This is a genomic window from Actinomadura litoris (genome assembly GCF_009733595.1).
Lineage (GTDB): Bacteria > Actinomycetota > Actinomycetes > Streptosporangiales > Streptosporangiaceae > Spirillospora > Spirillospora litoris.
This window is the reverse complement of record NZ_WOFH01000011.1, coordinates 235,550-256,567: the sequence shown is the minus strand read 5'-3', so window position 1 is coordinate 256,567 and position 21,018 is coordinate 235,550. Positions and strand designations below refer to the sequence as shown.

Sequence of the window (21,018 nt, the reverse complement as noted above, 5' to 3'; positions counted from 1 at the left end):
TGAAGGCCACTCCGCGGCCCGTCACCAGGCATCCCTGGCCTCGATGATGCGCCGCCTCGACTCGGCGGCGTCCCATGCCTGACCAGCGAGATTCATATAGGCGAGCCTGTACATATACGTAACGGTCTCATCCGCAAAGTGGCTGATTGTCAGAGATTCGGTGTGCACGATATCAGGAAAGGTGATGTCATGCACCGGCGAGAATTCCAGCAGGATAAACGTTTCCGCCAACACCGAGTGCGCGATGTCGAGTGGCAGTATCTGCACGGTCACGTTCGGAAGCCCACTCATCCGGAGAAGATGCTCAAGCTGCTCGCGCATGACCTTCCGGTCGCCGATCCGGCGGCAGAGAACGGCCTCGTCCATGACCACCGCGAGCTCCAGCGGGCGGTCGCGGCGCAGGAGTTCCTGGCGCCGCATCCGCACCTCGACCCGACGCTCCAGCTCCTGGGGCGGCAGCGTGGCGAGGGCGCTCCACCCGCCGATCACGTGCCGGGCGTAGGCCTCGGTCTGCAGCAGCCCCGGGAAGACGGTGCTTCCCCACTCCCGGACGGCCGTGGCCTCCGCCTCCAGCGCGATGAAGTCCGCGAGCGGGCTCGGCAGGTCGCGGTAGTCCTCCCACCAGTCCCGCTCGGCGGCGGCGTGCGCGAGGGAGATGAGGTCGGCCCTGCGCGAGCCGTCGATCTCATAGAGGTCGAGCAGGCGGTGCACGTCACTGATCTTCGCGCCGGTCCGCGCGTTCTCGATCCGGCTCACCTTGGCGGTCGACCAGGTGAGCCGCTCGGCCACCTCGTCCCCGGTGAGGCTTCTGCGTTCGCGCAGCCTGCGGAGTTCGGCGGCGAGCCGACGTTGCCGGACGGAGGGACCTCGGGAAGTGCTCATTGCCGGAGCCTCTCCAGTCCTGGACGGACTGTTCAGGCCGCATTCTGCCGCACGGGGGCACGGCAGTGCGAACACATCGGACCGATGGACCATGATTCTACGGCGGGAGATTATTTTGCGCACATGACGTCGTAACTTGCAGCGCATATTTCACACGGTTGCGGAGCGCGTCCCCGTGGCACTCTAAGTATGTGATCGCCCGGAGGTGGCGAGGGGCGGGCGGAGTCGAGGCCAGAGGAGCCGGCGATGAGGTACGCGCACGAGGTCGGCAAGGTGCGGGCGGCGGAGCAGGCGCTCATGGCCCGCCTTCCGGAGGGCGCGCTGATGCAGCGCGCCGCCGCCGGGCTGGCGTCGGTCTGCGCCGGGCTTCTGCCCGCCGTCTACGGCGCGCGCGTCGTGCTGCTGGTCGGCGGCGGCGACAACGGCGGCGACGCCCTGTACGCGGGCGCCAGGCTGGCCCGCCGGGGCGCGCGGGTCGAGGCCGTCCGGGCCGGGGCCAGGATCCACGCGGGCGGCCTGGCGGCGCTGCTGGGCGCGGGCGGGCGGCTGCGCGACGACGGGGACGAGGGCGCGGACGCGATCGCCGCCGCCGATCTGATCATCGACGGGCTCACCGGGATCGGCGGGTTCGGCGGCCTGCGCGAGCCCCACGCGACGCTGGCGGCGCGGGCGTCCCGGGCGCTCGGGACGGTCGTCGCCTGCGACGTGCCGAGCGGCGTGGACGCGGGCACCGGACGGGTCGCGGGCGCCGCCGTCCAGGCCGACGTCACGGTCACGTTCGGCACCCACAAACCCGGGCTGCTCATCGACCCCGGCGCGTCCTACTGCGGCGTCGTGGAGCTGGTCGACATCGGGCTCGGGCCCGAGCTTCCCGACCCGGACGTGGTGGCCCCGCGCGCCGCCGACGTCCGCCCGCCGGAGCCGGGCCCCGAGTCCGACAAGTACCGGCGCGGCGTCGTCGGCATCCTCGCGGGCGGCGAGGAGTTCACCGGCGCGGCCGTCCTGTGCGCCGGCGGCGCGCTGCGCGGCGGGGCGGGCATGGTCCGCTTCGCCTCGGTGCGTCACCCGGTCGAGCTGGTCCGGCGGAACTGGCCCGAGGCCGTCACGACCGTGATCGAACCCGGCGACGGCGCGGCGCTGGCGAAGGTCGGCCGCGTCCAGTCCTGGGTGATCGGCCCCGGGCTCGGCACCGCCCAGGCCGCCGAGTCGCTGCTGGAGGCCGTGCTCGGCACCGAGCTGCCCGTCCTCGTGGACGCCGACGGGCTCACGGTCCTCGCCCGGCGCCGCGACCTGCTGCGGCGCGCCGCGCCGACCGTGCTCACCCCGCACGCGGGCGAGCTGTCGCGCCTGGTCGGCGCCAGCCGCGAGGCGATCGAGGCGTCCCGGCTGGAGCACGTGCGCGGCGCCGCCGCCGAGCTGCCCGCGACCGTCCTGCTCAAGGGCTCGACGACGCTGGTCGCCGAGCAGGACCGGCCCGTCCGCGTCAACCCGACCGGGACGCCCCGGCTGGCGGCGGCGGGTACCGGCGACGTCCTGTCCGGCCTGATCGGCGCCCTGCTCGCGGGCGGCATGCCCGCGCTGGACGCGGCGGCCGCCGGGGCCTACCTGCACGGCCTCGCCGCCCGCCTGGCCTCCGCCGGGCCCTACGTGGACGGCGAGCCCTGGCACGGCGAGGCCCCGATCACGGCCGCCGACGTGGTCGCCGCGCTTCCCGAGGCGTTCCGGAGCGTCGCCGGGGCCGGTGCGGGCTGAGGCCGGTGCGAGCTGGGGCGGATGGGGCCCGAACAACGGTGGGGACATGGACGTCAAAGCGGGTAGAGGGCACCCTGGGTGCCCGCGGAGGGCGCGGTCGGGGGCGTGAGCTGGGGCGGTATGCCCCGGGCACGGCACAGATGACGGCACACTGGGTGGCCATGAGGGTTTCAGCGGAGGCTCGCGTCGATCTCGACGCGATCGGCGACAACATCGGTCTGCTGCGCGAGCGCGCGGGAGACGCCGAGGTCATGGCCATGGTCAAGGCCGAGGCCTACGGGCACGGGCTGGTCGAGGCCGGCCGCGCCGCCGTCGCGGGCGGCGCTACCTGGCTCGGCGTGGCCAAGCTCGCCGAGGCGCTGCGGCTGCGCGAGGCCGGGGTCGACGTCCGGACCCTGGTGTGCCTGGGCGTCCCCGGCGAGCCGTACGAGGAGGCCGTGGCGCGCGACGTCGACCTGGCCGTCGGTGCGGTGTGGATGGTGGAGGAGGTCGCCGGGGCGGCCGAGCGGGCCGGGCGTCCGGCGCGGATCCACCTCAAGGCCGACACCGGCATGAGCCGGGGCGGCGCCGGGGAGCGCGACTGGCCCGCGCTGGTGGACGCGGCGCTGAAGGCCGAGGCGTCCGGGCACCTGCGGGTCGTCGGGATCATGTCCCACTTCGCCTGCGCGGACGAGCTCGGCCACCCCTCGATCGCGGCGCAGCTCGACGCCTTCGGCGCGATGACCCGGCACGCCGAGCGGGTCGGCGCGCGGTTCGAGGTGCGGCACATCGCGAACTCGGCGGCGACGCTGACGCTGCCGGAGTCGCGGTTCGACATCGTCCGGCCCGGGATCGCGGCCTACGGGCTGACGCCGATGCCGTCGGTCGGGACGTTCGGGCTGCGCCCCGCGATGACGCTCGCCGCCAGCGCGGCGCTGGTCAAGCGGGTCGCGGCGGGCAGCGGCGTGTCCTACGGCCTCACCTACACCACCGAGCGCGAGACGACGCTCGCGCTCGTCCCGGCCGGGTACGGGGACGGTATCCCGAGGCACGGCTCGAACCTCCTGGAGGTGCTCGCGGCGGGGCGGCGGCGCACGATCGCCGGGCGCGTCTGCATGGACCAGTTCGTCATCGACCTCGGGGACGACGACATGGCCCCCGGCGACGAGATCGTCCTCTTCGGCCCCGGTGACCAGGGCGAGCCCACCGCGCAGGACTGGGCGGACGCCCTTGGAACGATCTCGTATGAGATCGTCACCCGCATCGGGATCCGGGTGCCGAGGGCGTACTCCGGCCGGGCGGTGTAGGGGACGCGCGCATGGACAGCAGGAACAGGCGCAGGATCGGCATCGCCGGTGCCGTCGCGGGCGTCGGCGCGGCCGGGGTGGGCGCGGCCGTCGGCCTGCGCCGCCTCGCCGTCGGCCGGGTACGGCTGCGCCCCGACCCCGACGCCGACGAGCCCTTCGGCACGCTGCGCGGCGAGGAGCTGACCGTCCTCGCGGACGACGACCTGCCACTGCACGTCGAGATCGACGGCGCCGCCGCCGACCTGACCGTCGTCTTCTGCCACGGCTACACGCTCAACCAGGACGCGTGGCACTACCAGCGCCGCGACCTGCGCGGCCTCCGGATGGTCTTCTGGGACCAGCGCAGCCACGGCCGCAGCGGCCGCAGCGACCCGCTGCGCGCGACCATCGAGCAGACCGGCGAGGACCTGTACGCGGTGCTCACCGCGGCCGCCCCCGAGGGGCCGGTCGTGCTCGTCGGGCACTCGATGGGCGGTATGTCGATCATGGCGCTGGCCGACCGGCACCCCGAGCTGTTCGGCGACCGGGTGGTCGGGGCGGCGCTGGTCAACACCTCGTGCGGGGACCTCGCGGAGCTGACGCTCGGGCTGCCGCTGGTGCTGGCCAAGCTCGTCCGCCCGCTGGCGCCCCGGGCGCTGCGCGGCCTCGGCCGCCGCGCCGACCTGGTCGACCGGGCGCGCGGGCTGAGCGCCGACCTGGCGTTCGTCGTCACCCGCAAGATGGCCTTCGCCGACAAGCAGGTCAGCCCCACGGTCGTCGACTTCCTGGAGCAGCTGATCAGGGCCACCCCGATCGACGTGATCGCCGAGTTCTACCCGGCGCTGGCCGGGCACGACAAGGCCGCCGCGCTGGAGGCGATGGGCCGGGTGCCCGTCCTCGTGCTCGCGGGCGGCAAGGACCGGCTGACCCCCGCCGCGCACGGCCGCCGCATCGCCGAGGCGCTCCCGGACGCGGAACTGGTGGAGGTGGACGAGGCGGGCCACGTCCTGCCGCTGGAGTACCCGGGCGTGGTCACCGGCGGCCTGCGCCGCCTGATCGCCCGCGCCCGTCCGGGCCGCGAACAACCCGGCCACGATGAATCCGGCCGCAACGAGGAGCGCACCGCGTGAAGGGTGGGAGCGTGAAGGGGATCACTGTCGCCGTCCCGACGTCGGCGGAGATGCGGGAGCTCGGGGTCCGGCTGGCGGGCAAGCTCGCCGCCGGGGACCTGCTCGTGCTCACCGGCAGCCTCGGGGCGGGCAAGACGACGCTCACGCAGGGGATCGGCGAGGGGCTGAAGGTGCGCGGGCCGGTCACCTCGCCGACGTTCGTGATCGCGCGGGTGCACCCCTCGCTCGCGGGCGGGCCGGCGCTGGTCCACGTCGACGCCTACCGGCTGGGCGGTTTCGCCGAGCTGGACGACCTCGATCTCGACGCCTCCGTCGAGGAATCGGTGACGATCGTGGAATGGGGGGAAGGGCTCGCCGAGGGCCTCGCCGACGACCGGCTGGAAGTGATCATTTCTCGTTCGGACGGGCCCGCCGAGGACCGCGAAGTAACGATCACGGGTATCGGTGATCGCTGGTCCGACCTGGAGCTCGACCTCGGCTGAACGCCGCGGAAGATCCTTTCAACGGTCCATTAGTCCGACTGAACTCCACAGTCGGGACATGTCGTACTCTTTGCCGGAACGAACCTCACCTCGCGACAAATCAGATTTCGCAAGCAGGAGTGGGATCAGGTGAGCGGCAGCGACAGATACAGCTCTGGCGGGGAGACGACCCCCCACACCCCCCGGAACGGCCAGGAGGGCCGCCGGAGCGGCAGCCACCGCGCCGTCCGCGAGCGCCGTCCGCACCGCCGGCGCCGGGCAGCGATCATGCTCGCCGGGGTCGGGACCGGCGTCGTCGCGTGCGCGGCCGCCGCGTTCGCCCTCCTCGGCGGCGGCGACGGCGGCGCGTCCGGCCGGGCCGTGGGCAACGGCGCCACCGAGAGCGCCCCGATGACCGGCACCCCGACGATCAAGGCCGAGCGGTCCCTGGTCCCCGACGCGTGCACGCTGGTGGGCGACGACCTCGCCGGACGGCTCGCGCCGGGCGCCGCGCGCAACCAGGCCGACGGCTACCAGGCCGACGACCGGCAGAACCAGTGCGTCTGGGGCACCTACACCGGCGACCGCAAGCGGCAGCTCACCGTCGAGCTCCGCGCGATCGCCGCCGCCGCCCAGCGGACGCCGACCGACGCCGCCCGCACCGCCTTCGCCTCCGAGCGCGAGGACGACGAGTCGGGCAAGGGGCTTCCGGCGGGCCGGGAACTCACCGAGAAGCGCGGTCTGAACGATGTCGGCGACGAGGGCTACGCCGTCTACAGCGTGGACGAGGGCCAGGGTTCGGGCGAGGCCATCGCCAACATCCGCGCCATCAACGTGCTGGTCACCGTCCACTACGCGGGGTCGGACGAGCGCGACCCCCTCCCCGCCGACGCGGCCGTGGACGGGGCCGTGGAGGCGGTCAGGGCCGTGCTGCGAAACCTGACCTGACCTCGCGTCCTCCTAAACTGGCCTCGTGCTGGTTCTGGCTTTCGACACCGCTACCGCCGCGATCACCGTGGCCCTGTACGAGTGGACCCCCGGCGAGGGCGCCGTGCCCAGGGGGGCCGCGGAGGCCGTCGACCGGCGCAGGCACACCGAGCTGCTCACGCCGTCCATCGCGCAGGTGATGGCCGACGCGGGTGCCGCGCCCGCCGATCTGAGCGCGATCGCCGTCGGCGTCGGCCCCGGCCCCTACACCGGGCTGCGGGTCGGCCTGGTCACCGCGCAAGCGATGGGGGAGGCCCTCGGCGTCCCCGTGCACGGCGTCTGCACGCTGGACGTCATCGCCTCGGCCACCGGGCGCGACGAGCCGTTCGCCGTCGCCACCGACGCCCGCCGCAAGGAGGTCTACTGGGCCCGGTACGCCTCGTGCCGCGCCCGCGCCACCGACCCGGCCGTGGGCCCGGCGGCGGACGTCCTGGACGGCGCGCCCGAGGGCCTGCCCGTCGTGGGCGAGGGCGCGGCCCTGTACCCGGAGACGTTCGGCGACACCGGCCACGAGCCGCTGCTGCCGACGGCGACGGCGCTCGCCGAACTGGCCGTGGCGCGGCTGGCCGGGCTCAAGGGCCTCCCCCTGCTCCCGCCCGAGCCGCTCTACCTGCGCCGTCCCGACGCGAAGGAGCCGGGGCCGCGCAAGAAGGTGACCCCGGCGTGAGCGATGTCGTCCTGCGCCCGATGACCGGGGCGGACCTCCCCTCCGTCCACGCGCTGGAGTCGGTGCTGTTCCCCGAGGACGCCTGGAGCGAGGGCATGCTCCGGGACGAGCTCGCCGAGCAGCCGAGGACCAGGCACTACGTCGTCGCCGAGGAGACCGGCGGCGAGATCGTCGGCTACGCGGGCCTCGCGGTCGCGGGCGGGCAGGCCGACGTGCAGACGATCGGGGTCCGCGCCGACCGGCGCGGCGGCGGCATCGGCGGCGCGCTGCTGACCGCGCTGATCGACGAGGCCGTCCGCCGCGAGAGCGAGGCGGTGTTCCTTGAGGTGCGCGCCGACAACGACGGCGCCCGGCGGCTCTACGAGCGGTTCGGGTTCGGCCGGGTCGGTGTCCGCAGACGCTACTACCAGCCCGCGAACGTGGACGCGATCGTGATGCGGCGGGTGCTGCATCGCCGTCCCGTGGGCTTCTCACGGGAGATGTGATGATTCGCGACGAGCCGCTGGTGCTCGGCATCGAGACGTCCTGCGACGAGACCGGCGTCGGCATCGTGCGCGGGCACACGCTGCTCGCGGACGCGATCGCCTCCAGCGTCGACCAGCACGCGCGGTTCGGCGGGGTCGTGCCCGAGGTCGCCTCGCGCGCGCACCTGGAGGCGATGGCTCCGACCGTGGAGCGGGCGCTGGCCGACGCGGGCGTGTCCTTCGCCGACGTCGACGCGTTCGCGGTGACGGCGGGCCCGGGGCTGCCGGGCGCGCTGATGGTCGGGGTGGCCGCCGCGAAGGCGTACGCGCTCTCGCTCGGCAAGCCGCTCTACGGCGTCAACCACCTGGCCGCGCACGTGTGCGTCGACCAGCTCGAACACGGGCCGCTGCCCGAGCCGTGCGTGGCGATGCTCGTCTCGGGCGGGCACTCCTCGCTGCTGCTGGTCCCGGACGTGGCGAGCGACGTCCGCTCCCTCGGCGCCACCGTGGACGACGCGGCGGGCGAGGCGTTCGACAAGGTCGCGCGGGTCCTGGACCTGGGCTTCCCCGGCGGGCCCGTGATCGACCGGCTGGCGCGCGAGGGCGACCCCGCCGCGATCGCGTTCCCGCGCGGCAAGTACAACGACGGCACCTACGACTTCTCGTTCTCCGGGCTCAAGACGGCCGTCGCGCGGTGGGTGGAGGCCAGGGAGCGGGCCGGGGAGCCGGTGCCGGTCGCGGATGTCGCCGCGTCGTTCCAGGAGGCCGTGGTGGACGTCCTCACCCAGAAGGCGCTCAAGGTCTGCAAGGACAACGGCGTGCACGACCTGCTGATCGGCGGCGGCGTCGCGGCGAACTCGCGGCTGCGGGCGCTCGCGGCGGAGCGGTGCGCGGCCGCCGGGGTCCGGCTGCGGGTGCCGCGCCCGAAGCTGTGCACCGACAACGGGGCGATGGTCGCGGCGCTCGGGTCGGAGCTGGTCGCCTCGGGGCTCGCGCCGTCCGACCTGGAGCTTCCGGCCGACTCCAGCCTGCCGATCGAGTCGATCACGCTCTGAGGACGGTCAGGCGCCGAGGACGGTCAGGCGCTGCTGACGGTCACGCGCTGAGCGCGGCGACCAGCCCGGCGAGGTGGTCCTCCAGCAGGGGGACCTTCGCCTCGTCCAGGACGCGGCCCTCCTCCTCGGGCAGCAGGTCCAGGACGCAGCGCAGGTCCCAGTACGGGTCGTGCTCGTAGCCGCCCGACACCTGGTCGAAGGCCGCCAGGAACCGCTCGGCGACGCGCGGCCCGTACCGCACGACGAGGCCGCAGCGCATCCGCGCGATGTCGACCGCGATCGGGCCGGACGAGGCGTCCGACCAGTCGACGACGCCGGTGAGCTTCCCGTAGGACCACAGCGTGTTGTCGGCGTGGTAGTCGCGGTGGATGAACCGGGCGGGCGCGCACGGCGGCGGGCCCGAGGCCAGCTCGAACGCGCGGTCCCACAGGCCGGGGCGCAGCGCGTGCCGGGGCGGGACCCGCACGTCGAGCCGGTTGTAGGGCACGTAGGGGGGCATCGTGGACGCGCCGTTCAGCGCGTGCACGGCCAGCAGCGCCGCCGCGAGCTGGATCAGGTACTCGGGCAGGTCGTCGGGCGCGGGCCGGGGCGGATGCCCGACCAGCCGCGTGATCAGCAGCGCGGGCACGTCGCAGTACGCGCCGGACGGGTCGGCGGCCACCAGCGAGGGCGTCGGGATCGGGCAGCCCGCCAGCAGCGCCAGCGCGGCGATCTCCCGCTCGGGTGAGAACTCGGTGTCGCCGTAGCAGCGGCGCGCGGTGGGCCCGCGCTCGGACGCGGGCACGGCCTCGGCGGGGACGGCGTCGCGCGGCGTCCAGCGGCGCAGGACGAGCCGGTGGGCGGTGCCCGAGGGGGTCTCCACGAGCAGCGCGTGGTTGGCGTGGGCGGTGCCGCCCGCCAGCGGCCGGATCATCCGCACCTCGGCGCCCTTGCCCAGGCAGCCCTCCACCCAGCGCAGGGTGGTCGGGCCGAGCTGGGCGCGGGCTGGCGCGGTCGGAGCCGGAGTGTGGGTCACGAGATCCATGAAAACGGATTCCGAAGGGTATTGGGAGTGATTTTGCGAAGACGGAACGTAACATTCTGCACGTCATCGACGTGCCTTGATCAAGATCCTCCGGTGCGGGGGCGGGGCGCCCGGAGGATCGGCGGGTGGGGCCGCGTCGCCGCCGCGCCACGCCCCCACCCCGGGCCGGCTCAGTCCTTGCCGCCCTCGCGGCGCGGGCGCAGCAGCGCCTCGGCGAGCGCGAGCATCGTCTCCTCCAGCGTGGACAGCCGCTTCAGCACGTCCTCGTGCACCGCGTTGACCTGCTTGGAGACCTCCTCGTGGACGCCGTCGACCTTCTTGCCGACCTCGTCCTCGACGCGGGAGAAGCGCTTGGCGAACTCGACCCGCGCGGCCTCGGCGCGGCGTCCGGCCTCGTCCTGCATGCCCTCGACCCGCCGCGCGAACTCCTCCTGCACGCCGCCGACGTGCCGGGCGACGTCCTCCTGGATGTCGCCGACCTGCTTGGCGACGTCCTCGTGGATCGTGCCGACCTGGCGCGTGACGTCCTCGTGGATGTCGCCGATGCGCTTGCCGAAGTCGTCGTGGACGCCGTTGACCTGCCGCGCCATCTCGTTGTGCACCGACTCGACCTGCTTGGTCATGTCGATGTGCACCGCCTCGACCCGGCGGGAGACGAGGTCGACCTGGTTGGTGAACTCCTCCAGCGCGCCGTCGACCCGCTTGGCGACCTCCTCGTGGATGCCCTCGATCCGCTTGCGGACGTCGTCGTGCACGTCCTCGAAGCGGCGGGAGAACTCGTCCATGCGCTTGGCGACGTCGCTGTAGGCGGTCTCGGCGATCTCCGACATCGTCGCCTTGACCTCGTCGCGGTCCGGGCGGGCGCGCAGCTCCTCGATCAGCGGGTCGACGGCCTCGGCCAGGTGCTTCTCCAGCGCGTCGAACCGGTCGCCGTGGTCGACGGCCGGCCGCCGCGCCAGCTCGCCCAGCAGCCGGTGCAGCTCGGAGATCTCCAGCGTGGCCGGGAGCCGCCCGATCCGCTCGCCCACGCCCTCCAGGCGTCCGTCGATGCTCTCGAACCGGCCGTCGAGGCTGCCGAGCTTGCCCGACAGGCCCTCCAGCCGCCCGTCGACGCCGTCGAGGCGCCCGTCGAGGCCGTCCAGCCGGCCGCCGACGCCCTCGACCCGGCCGTTGACGGCCTCAAGCCCCTGCTCCATCCGCTCGGCCATCTCACCGAGCGCCTGGTCGACCCGCGCCGTGACGCCGTTGATCGAGTGCTCCAGCCGCTCGGACCGGTGGCCGAGTTCGGCGAGCGACTTGTCGAGCCGGTTGAAGCGGACGGACGCGGCCTCCATGCTGCCCTGGAGCCGGTCGAGCCGCTTGGCCATCTCGTCCATGCGCTGCGCGGCCTGCTGCGTGGCCTCGGTGATGTGCTGCGCGGAGTCGAGGACGGCCTGGATGCGCGTCAGGCCCTCGTCGACGTTCTCGGCGACGACGCCCACGTCGGCCCACAGCGCGGGGAGCTCGGCGACGGGCTTGACCCGCTCGCCGAACGCCTCGATGTGCTCGGCCAGCCCCTCGGCCCACTCCGGGGGCTTGCTGGACAGGTCGTCGACCTGCCCGCGAACGCTGTCGATCTGCCCGGTCAGCCCGCTCAGCTCCCGCTCGCGGACCTCGCGGAGCAGCCACTCCATGCCTTCGAGCCGCTGGCGGATCTCGTCCAGGACCTGGCCCTGGGAGCGCTGTTCGTAGACGTGGTCCTGCGCCGCACGGGCGAGCAACTCCCGCATCCGATCCGAGACCGGTTGACCCCCCGTCTGCAGGAAGTTGTGATTCGTTTCCACCCGATGCTCCTTCGTGTGCCGACGCGACGAATTGGCGCACGGCATTGAATCGTGAAGTCGCCACTGTAGTGCGTGGGCACCGCCACGAAAACGGGGAGCTGGGAACATTGTGAGTTCTGCGGAATGTGCCTGTTATCCCATTGAGGGGAAAAGCGACGGTTCGCAGGGCGTGAGGGAAATTTCTGACTAGTCGGTCATTGGGGGGTTGGTCGGGTCATGTCCGGTGCCGCGCGGGGGTGCGGGGCATGCGCGGCCGGGTTCGCGGCGGTGTTCTGTCCGTACATCTCGTCCAACATCGTCAGTTCGCGTCCCGGCTCGCGGACGGTCGGCGCGGTGGGCGCCGGCCGGGGCGCGCCGTCCGCCTGTCGGCGGCGGGCCATTTCAGAGTCGCATTTGGGTGTGCCCGCCGCCCGGCGGCTGAACCTGCCTTGGTGTTTCTTCGCCTGAGGATCCCGGCGGAACCGATTCCCGCGCCGGGCCCCGGTCTTGCCGGGAAGGGGAGAACCGTGGACAACGCAATGCCGGAATACGCCGATGATTTGCGCCGCCGTGGCGCGTCGCCCGGGACCGCTTGGCGTTCCCCGTCCGCGCGGAAGATCTTTGGCCCGATTAGCGGCCGGGCGCCGCGTCCGGGCGGGTCAGCAGCGCCACCGGGGCGTCGCCGACGCGGGTCACCACGACCGTCAGCGCGCCCCCTTCGGGCTTGCGGCGCCCGCCGAAGCCGAGGTCGCGGCGCAGCCGGTCGACGTCCACGGCCGAGCCGCGCTTCTTGACCGTCAGCACGCCGACCTCGCGGCGGCGCAGTTCCGCGCGCAGCCGCTTCACCGAGAACGGCAGCACGTCCTCGATCTCGTAGGCGGCGGCGAACGGCGTCGGACGCAGCACGTCGGAGGTGACGTAGGCGATCCGCGGATCGGCCAGCCCGCCGCCGACCAGGTCGGCGACCTCCGCGACCAGATGCGCGCGGATCACCGCGCCGTCGGGCTCGTAGAGGTACCGGCCCCAGGGGCGCACGTCCGGATCGCCCACCCCGCCCGGCGTGAGCGTGTGCCCCTCCTCCAGAGCGCCGGACGAGGTGTCGTTGGGGAGCAGCGTCGCCCTGCGGCCCACGTCTCCCGCGAGGTCGCCCATCCACAGGGCGGCCTCCTTCACGTCCCCTCCGACCGACACCCACTCCGCTTCGGCGCCCTCCGGTACGGCCTCGTGCGGAATCCCGGGCGCGACCTTCACGCATGCGGCCGGAACCCGTCCCGCCATTTCCAGGACGGTGTCGAGCGGCGGCTCATAGGACCGCGGATCGAAGACGCGGCCGCGCGCGGTACGGCGCCCCGGATCGGCGAAGACGGCCGCATAGCCATCCGTTCGCTCCTCTGTCGCGTCCCCCACCCGGACGGACGCGACGTCCTCCAACCCGAACGCGGCCACATTCGCCCTCGCCACCTCGGCCGTCAGCGGGTCGATCTCCACGCCGTCCCCGGCGAGGCCGGCGCGCGCTCGGGCGATCAGGTCAGCGCCTATCCCGCACCCCAGTTCGAGCGTCGTCCCGGAGCGTCCGGCGAACCGGCGCGTGCGGTGCGCCGCCACGCTCGCCCGGGTCGACTGTTCGAGCCCGGCCTGGGTGAAGTACATGCGGCGCGCGTCCCGTCCGAACTTGGCCAGCGCGCGTTCGCGGAACCGCGCCTGCGTCAGCGCGGCAGCGACCAGCGCGGGATCGTGCCGCCCGCGCAGCCGCGACGCCGTGCCGAGCAGCGCGCCCTCGCCGAGGTCCGCGGCGGCGGCCTCCTCCAGGACGTCCTGCCCCTCGGGGGTCAGCAGGGCCCGGAACGACGCGATGTCCATAAGCTGGAAGTTATCGCCCCGTGAACGCCGCGCGGCCGTCCGACCGGCGCCTTCGTGTCCGTGTTGACGGGCTACCGGGCACGGAATAGTCTCCACACTGGCACTCTCACCGCGAGAGTGCCAAACACAGCGACAAGGTCGGTCTGGCACCCGCGACGACAGGCCGGTCCAGGGTCGCCTCTTCTGTCACATGTGCCGGTCGGTCAGCCGTGGCCGGCCGAGGACCAATCGAAGGGGAGGTCAGATCGTGACGACCGCCACCAAGGTTGTTCTCAAGCCGCTTGAGGACCGCATCGTCGTCCAGCCGCTTGAGGCCGAGACCACCACCGCGTCGGGCCTGGTGATTCCGGACACCGCCAAGGAGAAGCCCCAGGAGGGCACCGTCCTTGCCGTTGGCCCGGGTCGCGTCGACGACAAGGGCGAGCGCGTGCCCGTCGACGTCAAGGTCGGCGAGGTCGTGCTCTACAGCAAGTACGGCGGCACCGAGGTCAAGTACAACAACGAGGACTACCTCGTTCTCTCGGCCCGCGACGTCCTCGCGGTCATCGAGAAGTAATCACCGAGACGTGATGCACCCGCCCCGGTCCGCGCCGCCTTCGGCGGGGTGGCCGGGGCGGATCGCGTGAACAAGGAGTATCCGCATGGCGAAGATCCTGGAGTTCGAGGAGGACGCGCGCCGGGCTCTTGAGCGCGGCGTCAACGCTCTCGCGGACGCCGTCAAGGTGACGATCGGCCCGCGCGGCCGCAACGTCGTCATCGACAAGAAGTTCGGCGCGCCGACGATCACCAACGACGGCGTCACCATCGCCCGCGAGGTGGAGCTGGAGGACCCCTACGAGAACCTCGGGGCCCAGCTCGCCAAGGAAGTGGCGACCAAGACCAACGACATCGCGGGCGACGGCACCACCACGGCGACCGTGCTCGCGCAGGCGCTGGTCCGCGAGGGCACCCGCAACGTGGCCGCGGGCGCCTCGCCGCTGAGCCTCAAGCGCGGCATCGACACCGCCGCCCAGTACGTGTCCGACCAGCTCCTCAAGTCGGCCCGCGAGGTCGAGGAGAAGAGCGAGATCGCGCACGTCGCGACCATCTCCGCGCAGGACGCGCAGATCGGCGAGCTGATCGCCGAGGCGTTCGAGAAGGTCGGCAAGGACGGCGTCATCACCGTCGAGGAGGCCCACACGATGGGCCTGGAGCTGGAGTTCACCGAGGGCCTCCAGTTCGACAAGGGCTACCTGTCGCCGCACATGGTGACCGACCCCGAGCGCATGGAGGCCGTCCTGGAGGACGCCTACGTGCTCATCGTGGACGGCAAGATCTCCAACGTGCAGGAGTTCCTGCCGCTGGCCGAGAAGGTCGCCCAGACCAAGAAGCCGCTGCTCGTGGTGGCCGAGGACGTCGAGGGCGAGGCCCTGGCGCTGCTGGTCGCCAACAAGATCCGCGGCACCTTCACCTCCGTCGGCGTGAAGGCGCCGGGCTTCGGCGACCGCCGCAAGGCGATGCTGGGCGACATGGCCACCCTCACCGGCGGCCAGGTCGTCAGCGAGGCCATCGGCCTCAAGCTCGACTCCATCGGCCTGGAGGACCTCGGCCGCGCCCGCCGCATCACCGTCACCAAGGACGCCACCACCATCGTCGACGGTGAGGGCTCCTCGGACGACATCGCGGCGCGGGTCAACCAGATCAAGGTCGAGATCGACAACTCCGACTCCGACTGGGACCGCGAGAAGCTCCAGGAGCGCCTCGCCAAGCTGTCGGGCGGCGTGTGCGTGCTGCGCGTCGGCGCCGCCACCGAGGTGGAGCTGAAGGAGAAGAAGCACCGCCTGGAGGACGCCATCTCGGCGACCCGCGCGGCGATCGAGGAGGGCATCGTCTCCGGCGGCGGCAGCGCGCTGGTGCACGTGGCCAAGGAGGGCTTCGACACCCTCGGCCTGTCCGGCGACGAGGCCACCGGCGCGGAGGCCGTCCGTCGCGCGCTGGTCGAGCCGCTGCGCTGGATCTCCGAGAACGCCGGCCAGGAGGGCTACGTCGTCGTCTCCAAGGTGCAGGAGCTTCAGGCGGGCCACGGCTACAACGCCGCCACCGGCGAGTACGGCGACCTGGTCGCCCAGGGCGTCATCGACCCGGTGAAGGTCACCCGCTCGGCGGTCACCAACGCCGCCTCGATCGCGGGCATGCTGCTCACCACCGAGGCGCTCGTCGTCGAGAAGCCGGAGGAGGCCGACGAGGCCGCCGCCGGCGGGCACGGCCACGGGCACGGGCACGGCCACTGACCCACGCGGCACCGACCCACGCGGCACCGGCCCACGCGGGTGGCGGGCCCGGCCTACGGGCCCGATCGCGGTCGCGGGGGCGGGCGGGTGAACGCTCCGCCCGCCCCGGAAGGTCGACAGGACCCCCGTCCGGTTTCCGGACGGGGGTCTCGCGCGCCGGGAGGCGTCCGCATCATCTGCCGGAAGCGAGGCGGATGTTTTGGTGCAAGTTTCTCAAGGAGCAACGTTTTAGACACGGACCGCGATCACATGACCGCGTTGTGTGGTAATTGGAGCCTCGTCCCCGCACTGTGACCATTCCGTTGCCGAGGACAGTGGAGACACGCCCGGCGGCGCTGGGCATCATGCTTGACGTGACCGAGGGATGCTACGCCGGGACCGTGACCGCGCGCGCTGACGAACCCTCACGGGGGCCGGCACCCCCGCCGCCCCGCGATCCAGGGCGCGGGGTTCGTCTGCTGCGCGCCGCGAAGGCCGGGGACGGCGACCTCAAGGAGCTGACCTCGCTCGCCGTCCAGGGCGACCCGGGCGCGATCGAGGTGCTGATCGGCGAGGTCCGCCCGATGGTGGTCCGCTACTGCCGCGCCCGCCTCGGCCGGGTCTCCGGGCAGTACCACGCCGCCGACGACGTGGCGCAGGAGGTCTGCATCGCCGTCCTGTCGGCGCTGCCCCGCTACCGCGACATGGGGCGCCCGTTCGCCTCCTTCGTCTTCGGCATCGCCTCCCACAAGATCGCGGACGCGCTGCGCAGCGCGGTCCGCGCGGCCGTGCCCACCGAGGACCTCCCCGACGGCCCCGACGACCGGCCGGGCCCCGAGGAGACGGTCGTCCGCTACATCGAGGCCCAGCGTGCCCGTGATCTGCTGACGCGGCTGCCGGACCACCAGCGCGAGCTGGTGCTGCTGCGCGTGGTGGCGGGTCTGTCGGCGGAGGAGACCGGTAATGTGCTGGGCATGTCCGCGGGGGCGGTACGGGTCGCGCAGCACCGGGCGCTCGCCCGGCTGCGGGCGATGGCGAGAGAGGAGTCGATCGCTTGACGGAACGGAGCCCTGGCGCCCCGGATCCGGCCGAGCCTTCGCATTCCGGCGATTCCCCGCCGCCGGGTGGCCGGCCGCAGGTCCCGCTGCCCGCAGACCTGAGCGCGGTGCGCCGTACCGACGCGCTCATCGAGGAGCTGGCGGAGCGGCGCGCTGCCGGTTCCGCGGCGACGTCCGCGGCTGAGTACGGCGACCCCGCCGTCCGGCTGCTGCACGCGCTCGTCACCGACGTGGACGAGCCGCCCCAGGCCACCCCCGAACCCACCCGCGACGCCCCCGAGCCGTCGCCCTCCGGGCCCGGCCCGCGCCGCCGCGGCCCCCGCACGATCGTCGCGCTGGGCGTGGCGGGCGCCATGCTCGCCAGCACCGGCGTCGCCGCCGCGGGCGGGGAGATGGGCGGTCATCCGTCCGCCGCGCCCGCGTCGCGCACGCCCGGCCCGTCCGACCGGGCCGACGGCCGCGACACCGACGCCGCGCGCCACGGCGGCGCGCGGCAGCCCGGTGCGTCGGGCCCCGCGCCCGAGGCCCGCCCGGGACGCGTCGTCGACGACAGGCGGCTCGAATACGAGCGCTTCAAGCAGCGGCTGGAGCGGACCTATTCGCGGCACTACCGTCCCGGCCGCGTTCCCGAGGCCCCGGTGTACGCGCCCCCGCCCGCCCAGCCGTGCGCCCACCAGCGCGTCCAGCCCGGCCGGTGCGGCGAGGAGGGCGGGCACGGCCAGCCCGGACGGCAGGGCCCGAACGAGAACGGCGAGTACGTGCCCGGGCAGCCGGGCACCCCCGGGCCGCCCCGCCAGTCGGGCGAGCCCGGCCGGCCGACGCAGACGCCCCAGCAGCCCCAGCCGTCCCAGGAGCAGCCGACGCCCGAGGGCTCGACGCCCGAGCCGACCACGCCGACCGGTGAGGGGCAGGAGCAGGACCCGAAAGGGCAGCCGACCGCCTACCAGACTCCCCACGACCGCCCCTAGGGCGGCGGCGGGTCAGTCGTCGCGGCCCTCTTCGCTGTCGATGACGCCGTCCACGTACCCGCGCGCGTACTCCCAGCTCACGTAGTCGACGGGGTCGGGGGACATCGCGGGCTCGTGCACGCGGGGCAGGCCCTGGTCGAGCAGGTGCCGCAGGTTGCCGTGCAGCAGCTCCCAGTCGATGTAGTGGAGCTTGCCGCAGTCGCCGCAGTCGACGGTGAGGCCCCGCACGCCGAGGGGTTCCAGCAGGGCGCGGAAGACCTCCAGGTCGGCGAGATCGGCCAGCACGTCCTCCCGCTCCGCCACGCTGAGCGGCGCGGTGTCGTCGCCGGGGTCGCCGAGCGACGCCGCCGGATCCTCCGGATCTCCGGCGAACGGGTCGAGCGGGGCATCGTCGTGCACGGTCCCACGCTACTGCGCGACGCACCGGCAGGTGCACCCCCTGGGCCTCCCCGTGCGCAAACAATCACCCAGAGTGCGCGCATGCGCGGGCGGCGGGAACGCTGCGTGTGCGCCCCGGGTGTCGCCAACGCCACTCGCCCGCTCGCGCAACCGCCCCGCCGTGCGGCGCGTCACGCCCTACCATGGGGACAGGGTCGCCGTGACCTGGCCCGATACCGCCACCTCTACGGGAAGGTAGTCATGAACCCCGCAGCCGAGCCCGCCAAGTTCCTCCCGCAGGGTCTGACCTTCGACGACGTGCTGCTGCTGCCGGGCTACTCCGACCTGCAACCCGGCGAGGCCGACACGACGACGCGGCTGACCCGCGAGATCTCGCTGCGGATCCCGCTGGTGTCGGCGGCGATGGACACCGTGACCGAGGCGCGCACGGCGGTGGCGATGGCGCGCCAGGGCGGTATCGGCGTCCTGCACCGCAACATGCCGATCGAGGAGCAGGCCGAGCAGGCCGACCGGGTGAAGCGCTCGGAGGCCGGGATGATCACCAACCCGGTGACCTGCATGCCGGACGCGACGCTCGCCGACGTCGAGGAGCTGTGCGCCCGCTACCGGATCTCCGGCGTGCCGGTGACCGACGTGCGGGGCGTGCTGGTCGGCATCGTGACCAACCGCGACATGCGCTTCGAGACCGACCCCTCCCGTCCGGTGCGCGAGGTCATGACGCCGATGCCGCTGGTCACCGCGCCGGTCGAGGTGACCAAGGACGAGGCGTTCGCCCTGCTGGCGGGCAACAAGGTCGAGAAGCTCCCGCTGGTGGACGGCGAGGGCCGGCTGCGCGGCCTGATCACCACCAAGGACTTCACCAAGAGCGAGCAGTACCCCGCCTCCACCAAGGACGCCGACGGACGGCTGCTGGTGGCGGCGGCGGTGGGCGTCGGCGAGGACGCGATCCGCCGCGCCCGGGCGCTGATCGACGCGGGCACCGACGTCGTGATCGTCGACACCGCGCACGGCCACTCCAAGGGCGTTGCCGACACGATCGCCGCGATCAAGGCGAACGCGGCGCACGTCCAGGTCGTCGGCGGGAACGTCGCGACCTACGCGGGCGCGAAGCTCCTCGCGGAGGCGGGCGCCGACGCGGTCAAGGTGGGCGTCGGCCCCGGCTCGATCTGTACGACCCGCGTCGTGGCCGGGGTGGGCGTGCCGCAGATCACGGCGATCTTCGAGGCGGCCCGCGCGGCCCACGAGGCGGGCATCCCGGTGATCGGGGACGGCGGCATCCAGTACTCCGGCGACATCGCCAAGGCCCTGGTCGCGGGCGCCGACACGGTCATGCTCGGCAGCCTGCTCGCGGGGATCGAGGAGTCGCCGGGCGAGCTGATCTTCGTCCACGGCAAGCAGTACAAGTCCTACCGGGGGATGGGGTCGCTCGGCGCGATGCGCAACCGGGAGCGCGGCGGGTCCTTCTCCAAGGACCGCTACGCCCAGGCCGACGTCAGCAGCGAGGAGAAGCTGATCCCCGAGGGCGTCGAGGGGCAGGTGCCCTACCGCGGCCCGCTCGCCAACGTCGCCCACCAGCTCGTCGGCGGGCTGCACCAGTCGATGTGGTACGCGGGCACCCGCACGGTCCCCGAGCTCCAGGAGCGCGGGCAGCTTATGCGGATCAGCCCGGCGGGCCTGCGGGAGAGCCACCCGCACGACATCCAGATGACCGTGGAGGCCCCCAACTACCAGGGCCGCTGAGCTGACGTAAGCTCTTCCGGGGCTCGCTCCCGCCACCGGCGGGACTCGGATCACGTAAGGAAGGGCGCAGTGGCTGCTGAGGTGGAGATCGGCCGGGGCAAGAGCGGCCGTCGGGCGTACGCCTTCGACGACATCGGCATCGTGCCGTCCCGCCGGACGCGCGACCCGGAGGAGGTCAGCGTCGCCTGGCAGATCGACGCCTACCGCTTCGAGATGCCGCTGGTCGTCGCGCCGATGGACAGCGTGGTCAGCCCGGCCACCGCGATCGCGGTCGGCCGCCTGGGCGGCCTGGCCGTCCTCGACCTCGAAGGGCTGTGGACGCGCTACGACGACCCGAGCCCGCTGCTCGCCGAGATCGCCTCGCTGGACGACGTCCGCGCCACCCACCGGCTCCAGGAGATCTACGCCGAGCCGATCAAGGAGGAGCTGATCGGCCGCCGGATCGCCGAGATCCGCGAGGCGGGGGTGACGGTGGCGGCGCGGCTGTCGCCGCAGCGCACCGCGCAGTTCCACAAGGCCGTGATCGACGCGGGCGTCGACCTGTTCGTGATCCGCGGCACCACGGTCTCGGCCGAGCACGTGTCCGGACGGGCCGAGCCGCTCAACCTCAAGCAGTTCATCTACGAGCTGGACGTCCCGGTGATCGTCGGCGGCTGCTCCACCTACACCGCCGCGCTGCACCTGATGCGGACCGGCGCCGCGGGTGTGCTCGTCGGGTTCGGCGGCGGCTCCGGCCACACCACCCGCACGGTGCTCGGCGTGGCGGTGCCGATGGCGACCGCGGTCGCCGACGTGGCCGCCGCCCGCCGCGACTACATGGACGAGTCCGGCGGACGCTACGTCCACGTGATCGCCGACGGCGGCATGGTCAACAGCGGCGACATCGCCAAGGCGTTCGCCTGCGGCTCCGACGCGGTCATGGTCGGCTCGCCGTTCGCCCGCTCCTCCGAGGCGCCCGGGGGCGGCTACCACTGGGGCAGCGAGGCCCACCACGGCGACGTCCCGCGCGGCACCCGGCTCGACCTCGGCACGATCGGGACGATGGAGCAGATCCTGCACGGCCCCTCCCACGTCGCCGACGGCTCGATGAACCTGATCGGGGCGCTGCGCCGCGCGATGGCGACCTCCGGGTACACCGAGCTGAAGGAGTTCCAGCGGGTGCAGGTCGTCGTGGCGGGCCGCCGCCTGAACGACTGATCGCCGACTGAGATCGGGGTCACCGGGAATCGGTGTCCTCCCACCGTGCAGCCTTCCT

General features: G+C 73.3%; 19 protein-coding genes. 14 read left to right on the top strand and 5 right to left on the bottom strand.

The annotated features are described in order from the left end of the window. Positions 1–21 precede the first annotated feature (21 nt). A complete protein-coding gene (locus GNZ18_RS28785; protein ID WP_156219875.1) occupies positions 22–882 on the bottom strand; it encodes a helix-turn-helix domain-containing protein in 861 nt (286 codons plus the stop codon). A gap of 246 nt (positions 883–1,128) precedes the next feature. On the opposite strand from GNZ18_RS28785, the gene GNZ18_RS28780 reads away from it, so the two are divergent. The 8 genes from GNZ18_RS28780 to tsaD all read left to right on the top strand — a co-directional run bounded on the left by GNZ18_RS28780 (position 1,129) and on the right by tsaD (position 8,663). Continuing rightward, on the top strand, positions 1,129–2,634 hold the full coding sequence (locus tag GNZ18_RS28780; protein WP_156219711.1) for an NAD(P)H-hydrate dehydratase: 1,506 nt from the start codon (positions 1,129–1,131) through the stop codon (positions 2,632–2,634). A gap of 161 nt (positions 2,635–2,795) precedes the next feature. Next, a complete protein-coding gene (gene alr / locus GNZ18_RS28775; protein ID WP_156219708.1) occupies positions 2,796–3,920 on the top strand; it encodes an alanine racemase in 1,125 nt (374 codons plus the stop codon). An 11-nt stretch (positions 3,921–3,931) separates the two neighbouring features. Beyond that, complete coding sequence (locus GNZ18_RS28770) at positions 3,932–5,029, top strand: alpha/beta fold hydrolase (RefSeq protein ID WP_156219706.1); 1,098 nt, start codon at positions 3,932–3,934, stop codon at positions 5,027–5,029. A 50-nt stretch (positions 5,030–5,079) separates the two neighbouring features. Then, the gene (gene tsaE / locus GNZ18_RS28765) at positions 5,080–5,511 is read left to right on the top strand and encodes a tRNA (adenosine(37)-N6)-threonylcarbamoyltransferase complex ATPase subunit type 1 TsaE (protein ID WP_156219874.1); all 432 of its coding nucleotides are present in this window, start codon (positions 5,080–5,082) and stop codon (positions 5,509–5,511) included. A gap of 129 nt (positions 5,512–5,640) precedes the next feature. Then, complete coding sequence (locus tag GNZ18_RS28760) at positions 5,641–6,438, top strand: hypothetical protein (protein ID WP_156219704.1); 798 nt, start codon at positions 5,641–5,643, stop codon at positions 6,436–6,438. Between the two features lie 25 nt (positions 6,439–6,463). Beyond that, positions 6,464–7,144, top strand: a complete 681-nt coding sequence (gene tsaB, locus GNZ18_RS28755; protein ID WP_214618261.1) for a tRNA (adenosine(37)-N6)-threonylcarbamoyltransferase complex dimerization subunit type 1 TsaB — start codon at positions 6,464–6,466, stop codon at positions 7,142–7,144. Next, positions 7,141–7,629, top strand: a complete 489-nt coding sequence (rimI, locus tag GNZ18_RS28750; RefSeq protein WP_308166085.1) for a ribosomal protein S18-alanine N-acetyltransferase — start codon at positions 7,141–7,143, stop codon at positions 7,627–7,629. The genes tsaB and rimI overlap by 4 nt, the downstream gene beginning before the upstream one ends. Then, on the top strand, positions 7,629–8,663 hold the full coding sequence (gene tsaD / locus GNZ18_RS28745; RefSeq protein WP_156219702.1) for a tRNA (adenosine(37)-N6)-threonylcarbamoyltransferase complex transferase subunit TsaD: 1,035 nt from the start codon (positions 7,629–7,631) through the stop codon (positions 8,661–8,663). Before rimI ends, tsaD begins: the two co-directional genes overlap by 1 nt. Before the next feature lie 40 nt (positions 8,664–8,703). Here the strand turns inward: tsaD and GNZ18_RS28740 are convergent, their stop codons facing one another. From GNZ18_RS28740 to GNZ18_RS28730, 3 genes are all read right to left on the bottom strand, one after another. Then, a complete protein-coding gene (locus GNZ18_RS28740) occupies positions 8,704–9,687 on the bottom strand; it encodes a phosphotransferase family protein (RefSeq protein WP_156219700.1) in 984 nt (327 codons plus the stop codon). Between the two features lie 170 nt (positions 9,688–9,857). Continuing rightward, positions 9,858–11,510, bottom strand: a complete 1,653-nt coding sequence (locus GNZ18_RS28735; RefSeq protein WP_214618264.1) for a hypothetical protein — start codon at positions 11,508–11,510, stop codon at positions 9,858–9,860. Between the two features lie 609 nt (positions 11,511–12,119). Then, the gene (locus GNZ18_RS28730; RefSeq protein ID WP_156219698.1) at positions 12,120–13,349 is read right to left on the bottom strand and encodes a class I SAM-dependent methyltransferase; all 1,230 of its coding nucleotides are present in this window, start codon (positions 13,347–13,349) and stop codon (positions 12,120–12,122) included. A 247-nt stretch (positions 13,350–13,596) separates the two neighbouring features. Between GNZ18_RS28730 and groES the strand changes: the two genes are divergently transcribed. The 4 genes from groES to GNZ18_RS28710 all read left to right on the top strand — a co-directional run bounded on the left by groES (position 13,597) and on the right by GNZ18_RS28710 (position 17,624). Then, positions 13,597–13,905, top strand: a complete 309-nt coding sequence (gene groES, locus GNZ18_RS28725) for a co-chaperone GroES (protein ID WP_067454521.1) — start codon at positions 13,597–13,599, stop codon at positions 13,903–13,905. An 85-nt stretch (positions 13,906–13,990) separates the two neighbouring features. Beyond that, positions 13,991–15,619 (top strand): chaperonin GroEL, encoded by a 1,629-nt coding sequence (gene groL, locus GNZ18_RS28720; protein ID WP_156219696.1) that lies wholly within the window; start codon positions 13,991–13,993, stop codon positions 15,617–15,619. A 344-nt stretch (positions 15,620–15,963) separates the two neighbouring features. Next, positions 15,964–16,656, top strand: a complete 693-nt coding sequence (locus tag GNZ18_RS28715) for a sigma-70 family RNA polymerase sigma factor (protein WP_372492413.1) — start codon at positions 15,964–15,966, stop codon at positions 16,654–16,656. Between the two features lie 107 nt (positions 16,657–16,763). Then, complete coding sequence (locus GNZ18_RS28710) at positions 16,764–17,624, top strand: hypothetical protein (RefSeq protein WP_156219695.1); 861 nt, start codon at positions 16,764–16,766, stop codon at positions 17,622–17,624. 12 nt (positions 17,625–17,636) lie between these two features. Here GNZ18_RS28710 and GNZ18_RS28705 read toward each other — a convergent pair whose 3' ends face one another. After that, on the bottom strand, positions 17,637–18,023 hold the full coding sequence (locus GNZ18_RS28705) for a DUF5319 domain-containing protein (protein ID WP_214618267.1): 387 nt from the start codon (positions 18,021–18,023) through the stop codon (positions 17,637–17,639). A 240-nt stretch (positions 18,024–18,263) separates the two neighbouring features. On the opposite strand from GNZ18_RS28705, the gene guaB reads away from it, so the two are divergent. Together guaB and GNZ18_RS28695 are read left to right on the top strand one after the other, a co-directional pair. Beyond that, positions 18,264–19,763: an IMP dehydrogenase gene (gene guaB, locus GNZ18_RS28700; RefSeq protein WP_156219693.1), complete on the top strand. Its 1,500-nt coding sequence runs from the start codon at positions 18,264–18,266 to the stop codon at positions 19,761–19,763. Positions 19,764–19,844: 81 nt separating this feature from the next. Then, positions 19,845–20,960, top strand: a complete 1,116-nt coding sequence (locus tag GNZ18_RS28695) for a GuaB3 family IMP dehydrogenase-related protein (RefSeq protein ID WP_242889504.1) — start codon at positions 19,845–19,847, stop codon at positions 20,958–20,960. Positions 20,961–21,018: the final 58 nt, after the last annotated feature.